The sequence below is a fragment of the Azospirillum thermophilum genome (assembly GCF_003130795.1).
In the GTDB taxonomy this organism is placed as follows: domain Bacteria; phylum Pseudomonadota; class Alphaproteobacteria; order Azospirillales; family Azospirillaceae; genus Azospirillum; species Azospirillum thermophilum.
In genome coordinates, this window is the sequence record NZ_CP029353.1 from 1,065,521 (window position 1) to 1,079,352 (window position 13,832).

Below are 13,832 nucleotides of genomic sequence, written 5' to 3' on the forward strand. Positions count from 1 at the left end.
GAGAGCAGCGACAGCATCTCGTCCGCGATGTTGGACGGGGCGGCGCGCCACAGGCGCAGCAGCCTTGCCTCGCGCCGGCTGATCTGGCTGTCGCTGGGCGAGGACCCGTCATCGTTGCGGGCGGGCCGCTTGCCGGAATGCGGATCGTCGTAGCAGTCGAAGAAAAAACTGACCGGAACGTCAAGAACCTGGCCAAGGCGATAAAGGGTGCCCGCCGAAATACGGTTGGAGCCGCGCTCGTACTTCTGGACCTGCTGGAAGGTCAGGCCGATGGCTTCGCCCAGCTTTTCCTGGCTCATACCCAGTAAGGTCCGGCGCATGCGCACGCGTTGGCCAACATGTGCGTCGACCGACCAGGATTCAGGCGATCCACGCCGCCCTCTTTTGCGCGCCGTTTGGCCAATCATGGTCACGCTACTCCAATGCTTTGGCAGGCAAAACTGCTCTTTGCACGAATGATCGAATTTTTTGCACGTTCTCTGAACGCATTCAAGGGAAATCTTTCGATTACTGGGGATTCCCTGTCATATTCCGATAGGCATGCCGGAGGACGGCAACATCCGGTAGTCTAGGCAGGGTAAGCGAAGAGGAATGTTTCTTTAAGTCTCTTAACGTTTTTCAGAGTTGTCCGTTGGGAATCTGTTCGTTTCGCACGCTGTTTTCGCCAGGGTAAGATTTCGAGCGCTCTGCAGGGATTGAAGTTTTGGCGGGGTCGCGGCACCAAGTACAGGTTCAGGACACGACGTCTTCGCGTCCTTTTGGTTGAGCGGATTCCGTCGCGCAGAAACCGCGTACAAGACCCGCCGTCTGCTGCCGGCGGATGCAAGCCCGATCATCCTGTCACGCGGCGCATAGGCGGTAAAGGAGGGGTCTTTGCCCTTGGTTCAGGTCGTTAACAACTCGTTAACCAGCGTTACGCTGGGGTTACAAGCGAAATTTAACGCCTGATTAACCAGATTCGCCGCGGATGCGTGACGTCCTGTATCGGCCCGGCCTCAGACCTCCCGGCGACCGGGATGCCAGGGTCCGCCGGGGGCGGCGAGGCGCTCGATCTGGTCCCGCAGCTTCTGGATCTGGGGCGGGGTCAGCGCCAGGGCGAAGCGGGACCGCATCACGGCGGCCAGCGCGCCGCGGGTCGGGCGGCTGCCGCCGGCCGCCAGCACGCGGTAGGCGACGAAGCCGCGGGCGAGCTGGCGCAGCCGCTCCGGCCGGCTGCGGAGCTGGGCGGCGCTGGCGGTCGCGGCGCCCTGCAGATACGCCTCCAGCCGGCGCAGCGCCTCGTCGAACGACAGGTCGGGCAGGGCGGCCGGCGGCGGCTCCGCCGCGTCGGGCCGGCCGATGGCGTCCTTGGCGCGGCGGCGGCGCTGGCGCTCCCGGTCGCCGGCGCGCAGCCGGGCGGCATAGTCGGGATCGCTGCGCCGGCGTTCGGTGCGGTTGCGGTTCGCCCGTTCGTTGCGGTCGGCGCGCCGCTCCCGCTCCGCGAGGTCGCGCAGGAGGAAGCTCAGCTCCTCCGCCGTCGGCCGGTGGTCGGGAATGTCGTCGTCCTGCATGACGGCATAACGCGGCAAGCCCGCCGGCGGGTCCGCGCGGGCCGGCCGCATCCCGACGCGGCGGCCTGAAAAACGTTGGGCGCAGGGGTGCCCGCTCGTGCTAGACAGGGGCGCCCTTCCATCGCATCACGGGACCACTGCCGGCCATGACCCCCAGGCAAGCCCTTCAGCAGCGCCTCGCGGCCCTGGACGCGCATCTGCGCGCGGAAAACCCGAACCTGCTGCCCGTCATCCCGACCTTCCGCGCCTTCGACCGGCTGCTGGTCTCGCTGGGGGTGCTCGGCAAGCACGAGTCCCTGACCACCCGCATCCCCTGGTGGCCGATGGTCGCGGTGCTCGGCACCTTCTCGGCCGGCAAGTCGACCTTCCTCAACGGCTATCTCGGCGCGCCGCTGCAGAACACCGGCAACCAGGCGGTGGACGACAAGTTCACGGTGATCTGCCACGGGCCGGAGACGCGGCGCGAGGCGCTGCCCGGAACGGCGCTGAACGCCGACCCGCGCTTTCCCTTCTACCGGATCTCCGACGAGATCGAGAAGGTCGCCCAGGGCGAGGGCAAGCGCATCGACAGCTACCTGCAGCTCAAGACGCTGAGCGGCGAGCGCGCCCGCGGCAAGATCTTCATCGACTCGCCGGGCTTCGACGCCGACGACCAGCGCCGCTCGGTCCTGCGGCTGGTCGACCACATCGTCGAGCTGTCGGACCTCGTTCTGGTGTTCTTCGACGCCCGCCATCCCGAGCCGGGCGCCATGCAGGACACGCTGCAGCACCTGGTCGCCAAGACGGTCAACCGGGCCGACGCGCGCAAGGTCTGCTACATCCTGAACCAGGTCGACACCACGGCGAAGGAGGACAATCTGGAGGCGGTGTTCGGCGCCTGGCAGCGGGCGATCGCCCAGGCCGGCCTCGTCTCCGGCCGCTTCTACGCGATCTACGACTCCGGCTCCGCCGTCGCCATCGAGGACGAGGCGCGGCGCGCCCGCTACGAGGCGCGGCGCGACCACGACCTGAAGGAGATCCACACCCGCATCGCCGAGGTGGAGGTCGCCCGCGCCTACCGCATCGTCGGTTCCATCGACAGCCTGGTGAAGGAGCTGGAGGGCGAGGTGGTGCCGAAGCTGCGCGAGGCCATCGCGCGCTGGCGCCGCCGGGTGCTGATCGCCGACGGCGTCTGGCTGGCCCTGCTGGCCGGGCTGGCCTTCGGCATCCTGGAGATGGCGGGCTCCGGCTCCGCCGCCGCCTTCGCCGACTGGCTGACGGCCTCGCGCCCGGCCTGGGCGGCGGAGCTGCCGGTGCGGGCGGTCGTCGCGGCGGTGCTGGCCGGCGGGCTGTTCCTGGCCGGCCATGTCTGGCTGCGCGCCTTCTTCGCCAGGCGCGTCGCCGCCGGCCTGCCGGAGCGGTTCGGCGACGTGGACCTCAACCTGCGCACGGGCTTCCTGAAGAACACCCGCTTCTTCCGCTCGCTCTTCTCCAAGACCCCGGCCGGCTGGAGCACGCGGGCCAAGAAGAAGATCTTCGCCATCCGCGAGGCGGTGGCGGAGCATGTCCAGCGCATCAACGACCTCTACACCGACCCCGCGGGCCACCGCTCCAAGGCGGCCGAGGCGCCGAGGGTCCCGGCGGAGTGAGGCCGGGAGCGGTCCGGGGCGGCTGTCCGAGTCCGCCTGCCTGTTCCGCCCGTTTGCTCCGCCCGTTTGCTCCGCCTGTTTACAAGGCGGCGAGTGCGTCGCTACACCAGCCCCGTCCATCGGGACGTGACGATTATCGAGACTTGACCAGGACGCTGCCGGTGCCACGGGCGCCGGCGGTCCTCGGGACGGACCCCATGGGGTCGAGGAACGGGCATGGCAGGGCGGCGCGGCATCATCGGACTTGCGGGGCGCTTCACGGCGGCGCTGTGGCTTGCCGCGGCGTTTCCCGGCGCCGCGGCCGCGCAGGTCGCGCCGCTCGAGTCCCCGCTGCAGCTCGTGACCGGCAACGACTTCCCGCCGCTGACCGGCGAGGAGCTTCCCCAGGGCGGGCTGATGAGTGAACTGGTGGTGCGGGCTTTCCGGGCGGTCGGCCTCAACTACGAGGTCCGCTTCATGCCGTGGAAGCGCGGCTACGACGCGGTGGTGGCCGGCCGCTATCTCGGCACCTTCCCCTATGTCCGCACGCCGGAGCGCGAGCGGGAGGTGCTGTTCTCCGACCCGGTGCTGGTGGTGCGGCAATTGGTCTACCTGTCGGTGCGGACCGGCATGCAGTTCCGCAGCCCGGCCGATTTCCGCGGCCGTACCGTCTGCTCGCCGGTCGGCTACGCGCTGCCGGCGGAACTGGCGGTGATGGTGCGCAACGGCGAACTGCAGCAGGACAGCCCGGCCGACCTGAACGCCTGCGCCAGGATGGTGGCGAGCGGCCGAGCCGACGCCTTCGTGCTGGACGAGCACAGCGGCCAGGCCGCGGTGGAGCGGGCCGGCGTGCTGGGCGACATCCGCGTGGCGGACCGGCCCTTCGCCATGGCGCCGCAGCATCTGGTGGTGTCGCGGACCATTCCGGAAGGGGCGGCGGTGCTCGCCGCCTTCAACGCGGGGCTGAAGAAGCTGAAGGACAGCGGCGCCTTCGACGAGATCGTCGCCCGCCACGCACCCCGCCCGGCCCCTCCGCCGGCCCCGCAACCGGTGCGCTGACGGGCCGTCCGGCGCGGCGGGCCTTGCGGTCACCATGGACAGCGCGGTGCTTCGTGCTATAAACGCGCGGACTTGATTTTGGGAAAAGGGGCGCGCTCCGTGGCTATCGACGCTTCGGTTCTGGTCCTGAACGGGCCGAACCTCAACATGCTGGGCGTCCGCGAACCGCAGATCTACGGCTCGATGACGCTGGACGACCTGGAGTCGATGTGCCAGGAGCGGGCCGAGCAGCTCGGCATCCAGATCGACTTCCGGCAGTCGAACCACGAGGGCGAACTGGTTTCCTGGATTCAGCAGGCGCGGACGGAGCATGACGGCATCGTCATCAACGCCGGCGCCTACAGCCACACCTCGGTCGCCATCATGGACGCGCTGATCCTGTCGGAGCTGCCGGTCGTCGAGGTGCACCTTTCCAACATCTACAAGCGCGAACCGATCCGCCACCATTCCCATATCTCCGCCGTGGCGAAGGGCATGATCTGCGGGTTCGGTCCGTACGGCTATCTTCTGGCGCTGGACGCCATCGCGAACATCCTCGACCGCGACTAAGGACAACGGGAACCACTGACATCATGGCGAGCTTCGACATCGACGGCGATCTGGTCCGCAAGCTGGCGGACCTCCTGCGCGAGACAGGCTTGAGCGAGATCGAGTTTGCCGAGGGCGAAAAGCGCATCCGCGTCACCCGGCCCACCGCCGCCCAGACGGTCGCCGTGGCGGCGCCGATCGCCGCTCCGGCCCCGATCGCCGCCGCCGCTCCCGCGGCCCAGCCGGTGAAGCCGGCCAACCACCCGGGGGCGGTGACCTCCCCGATGGTCGGCACCGCCTACCTGTCGCCGGAACCGGGCGCCACCCCCTTCGTGCGCGTCGGCGACGCGGTGAAGGCCGGCCAGACGGTGATGATCATCGAGGCCATGAAGGTGATGAACCCGATCAAGGCGCCGCGCGGCGGCACCGTGACGGAGCTGCTGATCTCCGACGCGCAGCCGGTCGAGTTCGGCGAAGTCCTGATGATCATCGAGTGAGCGGGGCAATCCCTTGGCGATGTTCGAAAAGGTCCTGATCGCGAACCGTGGTGAGATTGCGCTCCGCATTCACCGCGCCTGCCGCGAGATGGGCATCCAGACCGTGGCTGTGCACTCCACCGCCGACGCCGATGCCATGCATGTCCGCCTCGCGGATGAGAGCGTGTGCATCGGGCCCGCGTCGGCGCGCGACAGCTACCTCAACATTCCGGCGATCCTCTCGGCGGCCGCCATCACCAACGTCGACGCCATCCATCCCGGCATCGGCTTCCTGGCGGAGAACGCGCAGTTCGCCGAGATGGTGGAGGAGCACGGCTTCGCCTTCATCGGCCCGACCGCGGACCACATCCGCATCATGGGCGACAAGGTGACCGCCAAGAAGACCGTGATGGACCTCGGCCTGCCGGTGGTCCCCGGATCCGACGGCCCGGTGCCGACGGTCGAGGAGGCGGAGAAGGTCGCCGCCGAGATCGGCTACCCGGTGCTGATCAAGGCGGCGGCCGGCGGCGGCGGCAAGGGCATGAAGGTGGCCAAGCGCCCCGACCAGCTGCGCGAGGCCTACCAACTCGCCCGCGGCGAGGCGCGCGCCGCCTTCGGCAACGACGAGGTCTATATCGAGAAGTACCTCGCCAAGCCGCGCCACATCGAGATCCAGCTCCTGGCCGACATGCACGGCAGCTGCGTGCATTTCGGCGAGCGCGACTGCTCGGTCCAGCGCCGCCACCAGAAGGTGATCGAGGAGGCGCCGAGTCCGGCGCTGAACGCCGAACAGCGGGCCTTCATCGGCAACCTCGCGGCCAAATGCACGGCGGCCATCGGCTACCGCGGCGTCGGCACGATGGAGTTCCTGTACGAGGAGGGGAAGTTCTACTTCATCGAGATGAACACCCGCCTGCAGGTCGAGCACACGATCAGCGAGATGATCACCGGCGTCGATCTGGTGCGCGAGCAGATCCGCGTCGCCACCGGCGCGCCGCTGGGCTACACGCAGGACGACATCCGCTTCGAGGGCCACTCGATCGAATGCCGCGTCAACGCCGAGAACCCGGAGACCTTCATCCCGTCGCCGGGCAAGATCGACGGCTACCATGCGCCGGGCGGCCTGGGCGTTCGCGTGGACTCGGCACTCTATGACGGCTACCGCGTTCCGCCGCACTACGACAGCCTGATCGCCAAGCTGGTCGTCCATGGCACCACGCGGAACGAGTGCCTGATGCGCCTGCGCCGCTCGATCGAGGAGTATGTGATCGGCGGCATCCAGACGACCCTGCCGCTGCATGAGCGGATCATCGCCGAGGCGGACTTCATCAACGGCACCTACGACATCCACTGGCTCGAACATTTGATGTCGAAGTAAAAAGCGCACCCACCCTGCCTTCCGGCTTGACCCTGGCGGATTACGCCCAATGTCAGGTCAGGGGGCAGGGACCGGTCCCGGGGCGGGGCGGTTCCCTCCATGGCCCCCATTATCCCGGGGCAGGGGAGAGGCGGCGTGTTCAATCCGATGACCACGGCCATTGCCGGATGGTCGGCGGCGATCGAGGTGCGTTCCGAGCGGTTCCTGTCCTTCGAGGTCGGAACCGAGCCGGCCGGAGCACCGGTCACCATGCGGCAGCTTCTCGACCGCAACGGCTTCGACCCCGGCGAGAAGACACGGTACCTGATGACCCTGCCGCCGCTCGACGCGGTGGAGGCGCTGGCGGCGATCGTCGGCCGGTGCCGGATCGACGGCAGTCCCTGTCCCGATCCCCTGGCACTGGCCCGCGCCTCGCTCTCCTTCGCCGGGCGGGCGGTGGCCCCGGTCGAAATCCATCCGGAATGGCGCGCGGTCGCGGCCATCGTCGCGACCCTGCGGCGCCTGTTCACCCCGCCACGGTCGCGCGGCGGTTGAGCCCGGGACCGACCGGCAAGCTGTGGCAGGATGCCGCACCCGGGCGCCGTTCCCTCCGAATTCCTCGCGGGTTTCAAGACTGAAACCGCTGTGCGGTTGCCCGGACGGTTTCATGGCTTTATCACTGCGACAGGGGCGCCGCAGGGATTCGACGGCAGGGATTCGATGATGGACAGACCGCAGGTCAACTACGACAGGTTCCGCGTTCTGGTCATCGAGGACCAGCCCTTCGTCCGGCGCACCATTCTGCAGATCATGAACCAGATCGGTTTCCATGACCTGGCGGAGGCCGGCGACGGCGAGACGGGGATGGAGGAGTGCCGCCGCTCGCCGCCCGACCTGATCGTCTGCGACATCGACATGAAGCCGGTCTCCGGCCTGCAGTTCCTGGAACGCCTGCGCGGCAGCGACGACCTCGCCAACCCGCGCACGCCGGTGGTCTTCCTGACCAACCACACGGAATCGGAGATCGTGAAGCGGGCGATGGCGCTGGGCGTCAACGGCTTCGTCGTGAAGCCGCCGACCTTCGCGTCGCTGAAGGACCGGGTGGACCGGCTGCTCGTCGGGCGGTGAGGCGGGCGGTGAGGCGGGCGATGAGGCGGGCGGCGCGATGGCACGAGGGCGACGGCGTCTGATCCTTCTGTCCCTGCTGGCGCTGGCCGGCTGTTCCGGCGAGCCGGCGGAGGGCGACATGCGCACGGTGGTGGAGGCGCACACCCGCCGCGCCCTGGAGCGCCAGGGCAACGCCGCCTTCCGCAGCTTCGACTCCTTCCGCAAGCAGGGCTGCGTCGAGGCCAAGACGGCGCCCGGCAAGTACGACTGCTACTATGCCGCCACCTTCGCGCCGCAGCCGGGCGGCAAGCCGCTGACCGTCAACGGCAAGGGGCGCTTCCACCAGACCGACAAGGGCCTGCAGTTCGAGGACCTCGGCGCGCAACCGCGGTAGCGGCCACCGGATCGTGGCTGTGCGGATCGCAATCACCCCCGCGCGATGCGCGACAGGGTGGCCAGCGGGTCGCCGTCCTCCTGGCCGAAACAGACCTCGACGTCGTCGCACACCTCGCAGTTCGGGGACTTGCACAGCATCATCCCCTCGCGTTCGCAGAGCTGGCGGTAGAAGAACTTCTTCCACTTCATGTCCCCGGCGTTGAGCGCCACCAGGCCGGGGAAATGGCGGGCGAACATGGCGTTCAGCTCGACGCGGCTGGCGAACCCCATGTCCTGCCAGAGATGGTTGGACTCCAGCGAGCGGCGGGCGACGATGGCGGCCAGCCATTCCGGCTCTTCCCCCGCCTCCTGCCCGGCATCCGCGCGATGCTCCAGCAGGAAGGCGCGCAGGTCCGGCTCCTCGATCGAATCCGCGCCGCGATCCTCCGGCAACCCGTCCAGCAGGGCGGTCCGCTCGGGGGCATGGCGGCCAACCAGGCGGGCCAGCGCCGCGCGGTCGAGCCCCAGCAGTCGGGTCAGCGGCCGGTGCGGCACCGCATCGGCGAGGTCGAGGATGCGGCCGAACAGCAGCCGGTCGAGCGCCGGTCCCGCCGGCAGGGCCTCGGCGGGGTCGGTGGAACGCTGGGGGTTGGGCTGATCCATGCTGATCCTCGCCTCCCTCGACCGCTGGTGGGCTATGACCTAGGTCAGGGGTCATCCTGACGGAAAATGCTGCAGGTGCGAAGAGAAATTTGCCGCAGGTCGTGCGGATTTGCGTGTTGCCGGCCCTGGGCCGAGCGGTCAGAATTCCTTTGCATGGCGGATGCCCGGGGAATTCCGTCCGCCACCTGGGTGCATTGATGAGCGAGCAAGCAGTCGGTCAGGCCTTCGTCGCACGGTTGCTCGACCTTCGGGACCGTCCGGAGGCGAAGGTGGCCCTGCTTCTGGACCTCCACGAGGTGGAGCACCACGAGGACACGCGTTTCGCCCTGTCGCTCGACCATTATCTGGAGAGCTGGCTCGGCAGCCAGCCGCGCGAGGTCTTCCCGCTGCCGGGGGCGCGGCTGCTGATCCTGGCGCCCGACGACGCCCGCGGCGCGCTGGAGACCGGGGCCGCCGCCCTGATCCACGTGCTGCGCCATCACGGGTTCGGCACCGCCCATGCCGGATTCTTCGATCTGAAGACCGGGGCCGCCGGCCTGCTGGAGGAGGTTCTGCCGGGGGCCGAGCCCGGCCGGGCGCGCGGTTCGCCCCCGGCACGGCCGGTGTCCTCCGCCACGCTGGGCCGGATGCTGGAAGTGGAGCGCAGCCTGCGCGGCGCCGACGTCGAGGCGCTGCTGCGCGAACAGCCGGTCTGGTCCTTCGCCACGGAACCGCCGTCGACCCTGCTGACCGAACTCGCCATCTCGCTGGAGGAGCTGGAGTCGCGGCTGGAGGTGGAGCTTCGCCGCAACGACTGGCTGCGGCACGAGATCGCCGCGATGCTCGACCGCGGCATGCTGCGCCACATCGCCCGCGACCGCTGGCTGAGCGGGCGGCGCTTCGGCATCGACCTGCATGTGTCCACCGTTCTCGGCGACGAGTTCACCGCCATGATCCGCCCGATCCCGCCGGAGGTGCGCCGCACCCTGGTGGCCGAACTGGCGAGCTGGGAGCTCGGCCTGTCCGGCGACCGCTTTGCCCTGGCGGCGGAGCGGCTGGCCGACCTCGGCTTCGCCGTCGCCGTCGACCGGGTGCCGCTGGAGGCGCTGGCGACGCTCGACCTCGCAGGGGTGGAGCCGGCCTTCGTCAAGGCCGCCTGGACCGCCGGCGCCGGGGCTGCCGGGGCCGGGGAGAGGCTGCGCGCGGCGGTGGAGCGGTTCGGCCCCGACCGGCTGGTGCTGTGGCGCTGCACCTCGCCGGCGGCGCTGGAGGTCGGGCGGGCGGCGGGCCTCACTCTCTTCCAGGGACACGCCGCCGATGCCGCGGCGGAGGCGGCCGTCCTGCCGGCGGAACCGCCGGAGGGCAGCCGGGGGCGCGACCGCGGCGTCGAGACGGCGGCGGACGGGCAGGAGGCGGTGGATCAGGCCGCACCGGCCGCGGCGCCCGGGCTGCTGACCCGCCTGTTCGGGCACGATGACTAATCCACCCCCCTGAAGACAGGCGCAGGAATCGCGACATGGCAACGGCCCGCCGCAAGACACCGGGCGTGATGACCTCGACCGTGCTCGGCATCGCCGGGGCGCTGGTCCTGATCGCCTATATCGGCGTGCAGCACGGCATCCAGGTTCTGTGGAACGGCACCGGCGCGGTGATCGTCGGCGGCGGCGTCATGGTGGCCGGGCTGCTGGCCTTCCGCACCTCGGAACTGCTGGCCGCCCTGCGGTCGCTGCTGGGGATCTTCCGCGAGGACGATCCCATCAAGCAGGACATCGCCGAACTGCTGGACTTCGCCCGCGCCTATCACCGCGGGCTGGTGCGCGAGGCGGAGGCGCGGCTGGCGGCGGTCGGCAGCCCGTTCCTGCGGCTGGGCCTCCAGCTCGTCGTCGACGGCGCGCCGGTGGAGGACATCCTGCACGTCATGAACTGGCGGGTGCAGAAGCTGATGGAGCAGGAGACGGTGGATGCCCGGCTGTTCCGCACGCTGGCGGCGCTGGCGCCCGCCTTCGGGCTGATGGCGACGCTGGTCGGTCTGATCGGGCTGATGGCCGGGCTCGGCACCGCCACCATCGGCGAGGTCGGCGAGCACATGTCGGTGGCGCTGGTCGCCACCTTCTACGGCGTCGTGCTGGCCAACATCGTCTTCAAGCCGATCGCCATCAAGCTGGAGCAGCGCACCGCCCGCCGCGTCGCCCACCTGAACGTGCTGCTGGAGGGGATCCTGCTGGTGCGGCTCGGCCGTTCGCCCTCGGTGGTCGCCGATTCCATGGAGGAGTTCGTGCGGGAGCGGAGGGACGAGCTGCATGGCGCGGACTGACGGGCCGGGGCCGGGGGCGGGCGGTGGCGGCGGGCGTGGGGGGCGTCCGCCCGGTCTGTCGGCTTCCGACATGCCGCCGCCCTGGCAGCGCCGCCCGACCACCTCCACCCTGCCGCAGGGCGACGACGACCAGGAAATCTGGCTGCTCAGCTACTCCGACATGGTGACGCTGCTGTTCGCCGTGTTCGTCATGCTGCTGGCGATCACCACGGTGAAGGACCAGCTCCCCAAGACGCCGCCACCGCCGGCCCAGGACGTCCCGTCGCTGCCGGCCGTCGAGCAGGTCCCCATAGAGCGGGACCTGGTGCCGCCCGATCCGCGCCCGCGCCTGAACCCCGATCAGGTGGCCGTCGAATCGCCCGAGGCGCTGGGCCGGCGCTGGCGCGACCGGCTGACGGCGCTCGGCGTGCCGGAGGGGGTGCGGGTGCGGGTCCAGCAGAACCGGGTGGGGATCGAGATCGGCGATGCCATCCTCTTCGCCTCCGGCCAGGCGGAGCTGTCGCGCGAGGGGCGCTGGCTGCTCGCCCGGCTGGCGCCGCTGATCGTCGCGACGCCGGGCGACCTGCTGGTGGAGGGCCACACCGACTCCGTGCCGATCGCCACCGCCCGCTTCCCCTCCAACTGGGAGTTGTCGGCGGCGCGCGCCGCGTCGGTCGTGCGGCTGCTGGTGGAGGCGGGACTGCCGGCCGGCCGCATCGCCGCCATCGGCTATGCCGACACCCGGCCGGTCAGCCCCGGCAGCGATCCGGCGAGCCGTGCGCGCAACCGCCGCGTCACCCTGTCGATCCAGGCGGAAGAGCCGCCTCCGGCGCCATCCCCGGCGTCACGTGCGACGGGGGCAGGATCTCCGCCGTGAAGCGCTCGAAGAAGGCGCCGATCACCCGGTCGGACTTGGCCTGCACCAGCTTCACCGCCAGCCGGCCGACCGCGCCGCCCAGCGCCGCGGCCAGCGTGTAGGACAGCAGGGTATGGCCGTCGACCTCCTCCAGCGTCACGCGCGCCTCGCCCTTCACCATGCCGGCGAGGCCGCCGCTGCCTTCGGCCAGCAGGACGTAGAAGCGCGGCGCATCCTCCGGCATCAGGCGCAGGCGCCCGGCGAAGCGCGCCTTCAGCGGTCCGACGCTGGCGCGCACGCGGGCGGCGTAGTCGGTCGGCGACAGCCGGTCGATCTCCTCCAGCACCGGGACGCAGCGCAACAGGATCTCCGGGTCGCACAGCGCGGTGAACACGCGGTCGCGCGGGGCGGGGATCCGGTGGGTACCGCTCAACTCCATCGACACACCATTGGACAACTCCTCCAGAGGCACCGATGTGGTATCGCAGGGCCGCATTACCAACCACGGCCGGGCGATGGCCGCGTGAGGACCGGAAGGGAGCGACATGATGAGGCAGGCCGTCACCACCCTGTCCGTGCGCACGGCGGGCGCCGGGCTGGTCGAGATCACCGGGCAGGTCGAGCGCTGGCTGTCCGGCCAGGGGATCGCCACCGGGCTGCTGACCGTCTTCTGCCGCCACACCTCCGCCTCGCTGGTGATCCAGGAGAACGCGGATCCCGACGTCCAGACCGATCTCGTCCGCTTCTTCAAGCGGCTGGTGGCGGAGGACCCGTCGCTCTACATCCACCGGGCGGAGGGGCCGGACGACATGCCGGCGCACATCCGCTCCGCCCTCACCGCCGTCACCCTGTCGGTACCGCTGGTGCAGGGACGGCTGGCGCTCGGCACCTGGCAGGGGATCTACCTGTTCGAGCACCGCGCCCGGCCGCATGACCGGCAGGTCGTCCTGCATCTGATGGGGGAGTGAGCGCGTCAGGCGCGTCACCGGAATTGCTGCAATGCGGGATGCGCGGTTGCCCGGTCCGGCCCGGCTTTCCATCATCGCAGTCCAATCTTCAACCGAACAGGACTGACGGGCATGAAACGCCGCGTGTGGCCAGCCGGCAGCGCGCTGGCCGCCTTGGTGACGGCCGCCCTCATGACCGGTGCGCCGTTCCCGGCCGCCGCCGGCGGGCAGGTGGTGAAGGACACGAACCAGGGCTGTCTCGTCTGGGACCTCTATCCCGACCCGCGCAAGAGCGTGAGCTGGGACGGCCCCTGCAAGGACGGCTATGCCGACGGGCAGGGCGTGCTGTCCTGGTTCACCGACGGCAAGCTGCAGGGCCGCCAGAGCGCCGGCTTCGTCGCCGGACGCGCCCAGGGAGACGGCGAGGTGCAGTGGGAGAACGGCCGCCGCTTCACCGGCAGCTTCAGGGACGGCGTGGCGGAGGGGCGGGGCAGCTTCACCTGGCCCGACGGCCGCCGCTATGACGGGGAGTGGGCGGGCGACCATCGCACCGGCCACGGCACCCTGACCCTGGGCAACGGCGACCGCTATGTCGGCCGCTTCGAGCGCAACCGGCCGACCGGCGAGGGCGAGTATGTCACCGCCGGCGGTGCCCGCTTCACGGCGCTGGTCGACAAGGACTGGACCGTCCGCCCCGGGACGCCGCTCGATCCGGCGAAGCCGGCGCCGGTGGCCGCTCCCGCCCCGGCCATTCCCGCCCCGGCCGTTCCCTCCATTGCCGGCCATGCCGTGCCGAAGCCGCCGGTCGAGGCGAAGCCGGCTCCGCTGGCGGCGCCGGTTCCGGTGAAGACCCCGGCTCCCGCCATGGAACCGAAGCCGCCGGTCGCTGTACCGGCCCCATCCGCGGCCCCCGCCACCGCGGTTCCGGTCGCCGCGGGCGGCGGTGGCGGGGTCGATCCGCGCACGCAGGCCCCGCCGCCGCTGGAGCCGATCTCCGGCACCGTCGGGCGGCCGCTGTCGCTGAAGCAGTAGGCG

The 13,832-nt window shown here is 70.3% G+C and carries 16 protein-coding genes and 1 pseudogene; 13 read left to right on the forward strand and 4 right to left on the reverse strand.

Annotated elements, in window-relative coordinates; translation table 11 throughout:
* Positions 1–148: 148 nt before the first annotated feature.
* Together DEW08_RS11115 and DEW08_RS11120 are read right to left on the reverse strand one after the other, a co-directional pair.
* Positions 149–407: pseudogene (locus tag DEW08_RS11115) on the reverse strand (helix-turn-helix domain-containing protein); the annotation flags it as partial.
* A gap of 588 nt (positions 408–995) precedes the next feature.
* Complete coding sequence (locus DEW08_RS11120) at positions 996–1,568, reverse strand: hypothetical protein (RefSeq protein ID WP_245986577.1); 573 nt, start codon at positions 1,566–1,568, stop codon at positions 996–998.
* 128 nt (positions 1,569–1,696) lie between these two features.
* Between DEW08_RS11120 and DEW08_RS11125 the strand changes: the two genes are divergently transcribed.
* The 8 genes from DEW08_RS11125 (at position 1,697) to DEW08_RS11160 (ending at position 8,078) form a co-directional block, all read left to right on the forward strand.
* Entirely contained in the window at positions 1,697–3,178 is a 1,482-nt protein-coding gene (locus tag DEW08_RS11125; RefSeq protein WP_109327147.1) for a dynamin family protein, read from the forward strand.
* A gap of 216 nt (positions 3,179–3,394) precedes the next feature.
* Positions 3,395–4,216: a substrate-binding periplasmic protein gene (locus tag DEW08_RS11130; RefSeq protein WP_109327148.1), complete on the forward strand. Its 822-nt coding sequence runs from the start codon at positions 3,395–3,397 to the stop codon at positions 4,214–4,216.
* A 99-nt stretch (positions 4,217–4,315) separates the two neighbouring features.
* Positions 4,316–4,765 (forward strand): type II 3-dehydroquinate dehydratase, encoded by a 450-nt coding sequence (aroQ, locus tag DEW08_RS11135; RefSeq protein WP_109327149.1) that lies wholly within the window; start codon positions 4,316–4,318, stop codon positions 4,763–4,765.
* 23 nt (positions 4,766–4,788) lie between these two features.
* Positions 4,789–5,241: an acetyl-CoA carboxylase biotin carboxyl carrier protein gene (accB, locus tag DEW08_RS11140; protein ID WP_109327150.1), complete on the forward strand. Its 453-nt coding sequence runs from the start codon at positions 4,789–4,791 to the stop codon at positions 5,239–5,241.
* 19 nt (positions 5,242–5,260) lie between these two features.
* Complete coding sequence (gene accC / locus DEW08_RS11145) at positions 5,261–6,598, forward strand: acetyl-CoA carboxylase biotin carboxylase subunit (RefSeq protein WP_109327151.1); 1,338 nt, start codon at positions 5,261–5,263, stop codon at positions 6,596–6,598.
* Positions 6,599–6,733: 135 nt separating this feature from the next.
* Positions 6,734–7,132 (forward strand): hypothetical protein, encoded by a 399-nt coding sequence (locus DEW08_RS11150; protein ID WP_109327152.1) that lies wholly within the window; start codon positions 6,734–6,736, stop codon positions 7,130–7,132.
* 165 nt (positions 7,133–7,297) lie between these two features.
* Positions 7,298–7,705: a response regulator gene (locus DEW08_RS11155; protein ID WP_245986578.1), complete on the forward strand. Its 408-nt coding sequence runs from the start codon at positions 7,298–7,300 to the stop codon at positions 7,703–7,705.
* Between the two features lie 37 nt (positions 7,706–7,742).
* Entirely contained in the window at positions 7,743–8,078 is a 336-nt protein-coding gene (locus DEW08_RS11160) for a hypothetical protein (RefSeq protein ID WP_109327164.1), read from the forward strand.
* A gap of 32 nt (positions 8,079–8,110) precedes the next feature.
* Here DEW08_RS11160 and DEW08_RS11165 read toward each other — a convergent pair whose 3' ends face one another.
* The gene (locus tag DEW08_RS11165; protein WP_109327165.1) at positions 8,111–8,722 is read right to left on the reverse strand and encodes a nitrogen fixation protein NifQ; all 612 of its coding nucleotides are present in this window, start codon (positions 8,720–8,722) and stop codon (positions 8,111–8,113) included.
* A gap of 197 nt (positions 8,723–8,919) precedes the next feature.
* Between DEW08_RS11165 and DEW08_RS11170 the strand changes: the two genes are divergently transcribed.
* The 3 genes from DEW08_RS11170 to DEW08_RS11180 are packed head-to-tail and all read left to right on the forward strand — an operon-like array spanning position 8,920 to position 11,871.
* The gene (locus DEW08_RS11170) at positions 8,920–10,182 is read left to right on the forward strand and encodes a hypothetical protein (protein ID WP_146214685.1); all 1,263 of its coding nucleotides are present in this window, start codon (positions 8,920–8,922) and stop codon (positions 10,180–10,182) included.
* A gap of 35 nt (positions 10,183–10,217) precedes the next feature.
* Positions 10,218–11,015: a motility protein A gene (locus tag DEW08_RS11175; protein ID WP_109327167.1), complete on the forward strand. Its 798-nt coding sequence runs from the start codon at positions 10,218–10,220 to the stop codon at positions 11,013–11,015.
* Positions 11,002–11,871 (forward strand): OmpA/MotB family protein, encoded by an 870-nt coding sequence (locus tag DEW08_RS11180; protein ID WP_245986579.1) that lies wholly within the window; start codon positions 11,002–11,004, stop codon positions 11,869–11,871. The genes DEW08_RS11175 and DEW08_RS11180 overlap by 14 nt, the downstream gene beginning before the upstream one ends.
* On the opposite strand, the gene DEW08_RS11185 is transcribed toward DEW08_RS11180, so the two are convergent.
* Positions 11,789–12,289, reverse strand: a complete 501-nt coding sequence (locus tag DEW08_RS11185) for an SRPBCC family protein (protein WP_109327169.1) — start codon at positions 12,287–12,289, stop codon at positions 11,789–11,791. The two genes, DEW08_RS11180 and DEW08_RS11185, sit on opposite strands and share 83 nt — an antisense overlap.
* Positions 12,290–12,395: 106 nt before the next feature.
* Between DEW08_RS11185 and DEW08_RS11190 the strand changes: the two genes are divergently transcribed.
* The gene (locus DEW08_RS11190) at positions 12,396–12,818 is read left to right on the forward strand and encodes a secondary thiamine-phosphate synthase enzyme YjbQ (protein WP_109327170.1); all 423 of its coding nucleotides are present in this window, start codon (positions 12,396–12,398) and stop codon (positions 12,816–12,818) included.
* Between the two features lie 111 nt (positions 12,819–12,929).
* Positions 12,930–13,829 (forward strand): MORN repeat-containing protein, encoded by a 900-nt coding sequence (locus DEW08_RS11195; RefSeq protein ID WP_109327171.1) that lies wholly within the window; start codon positions 12,930–12,932, stop codon positions 13,827–13,829.
* Positions 13,830–13,832: the final 3 nt, after the last annotated feature.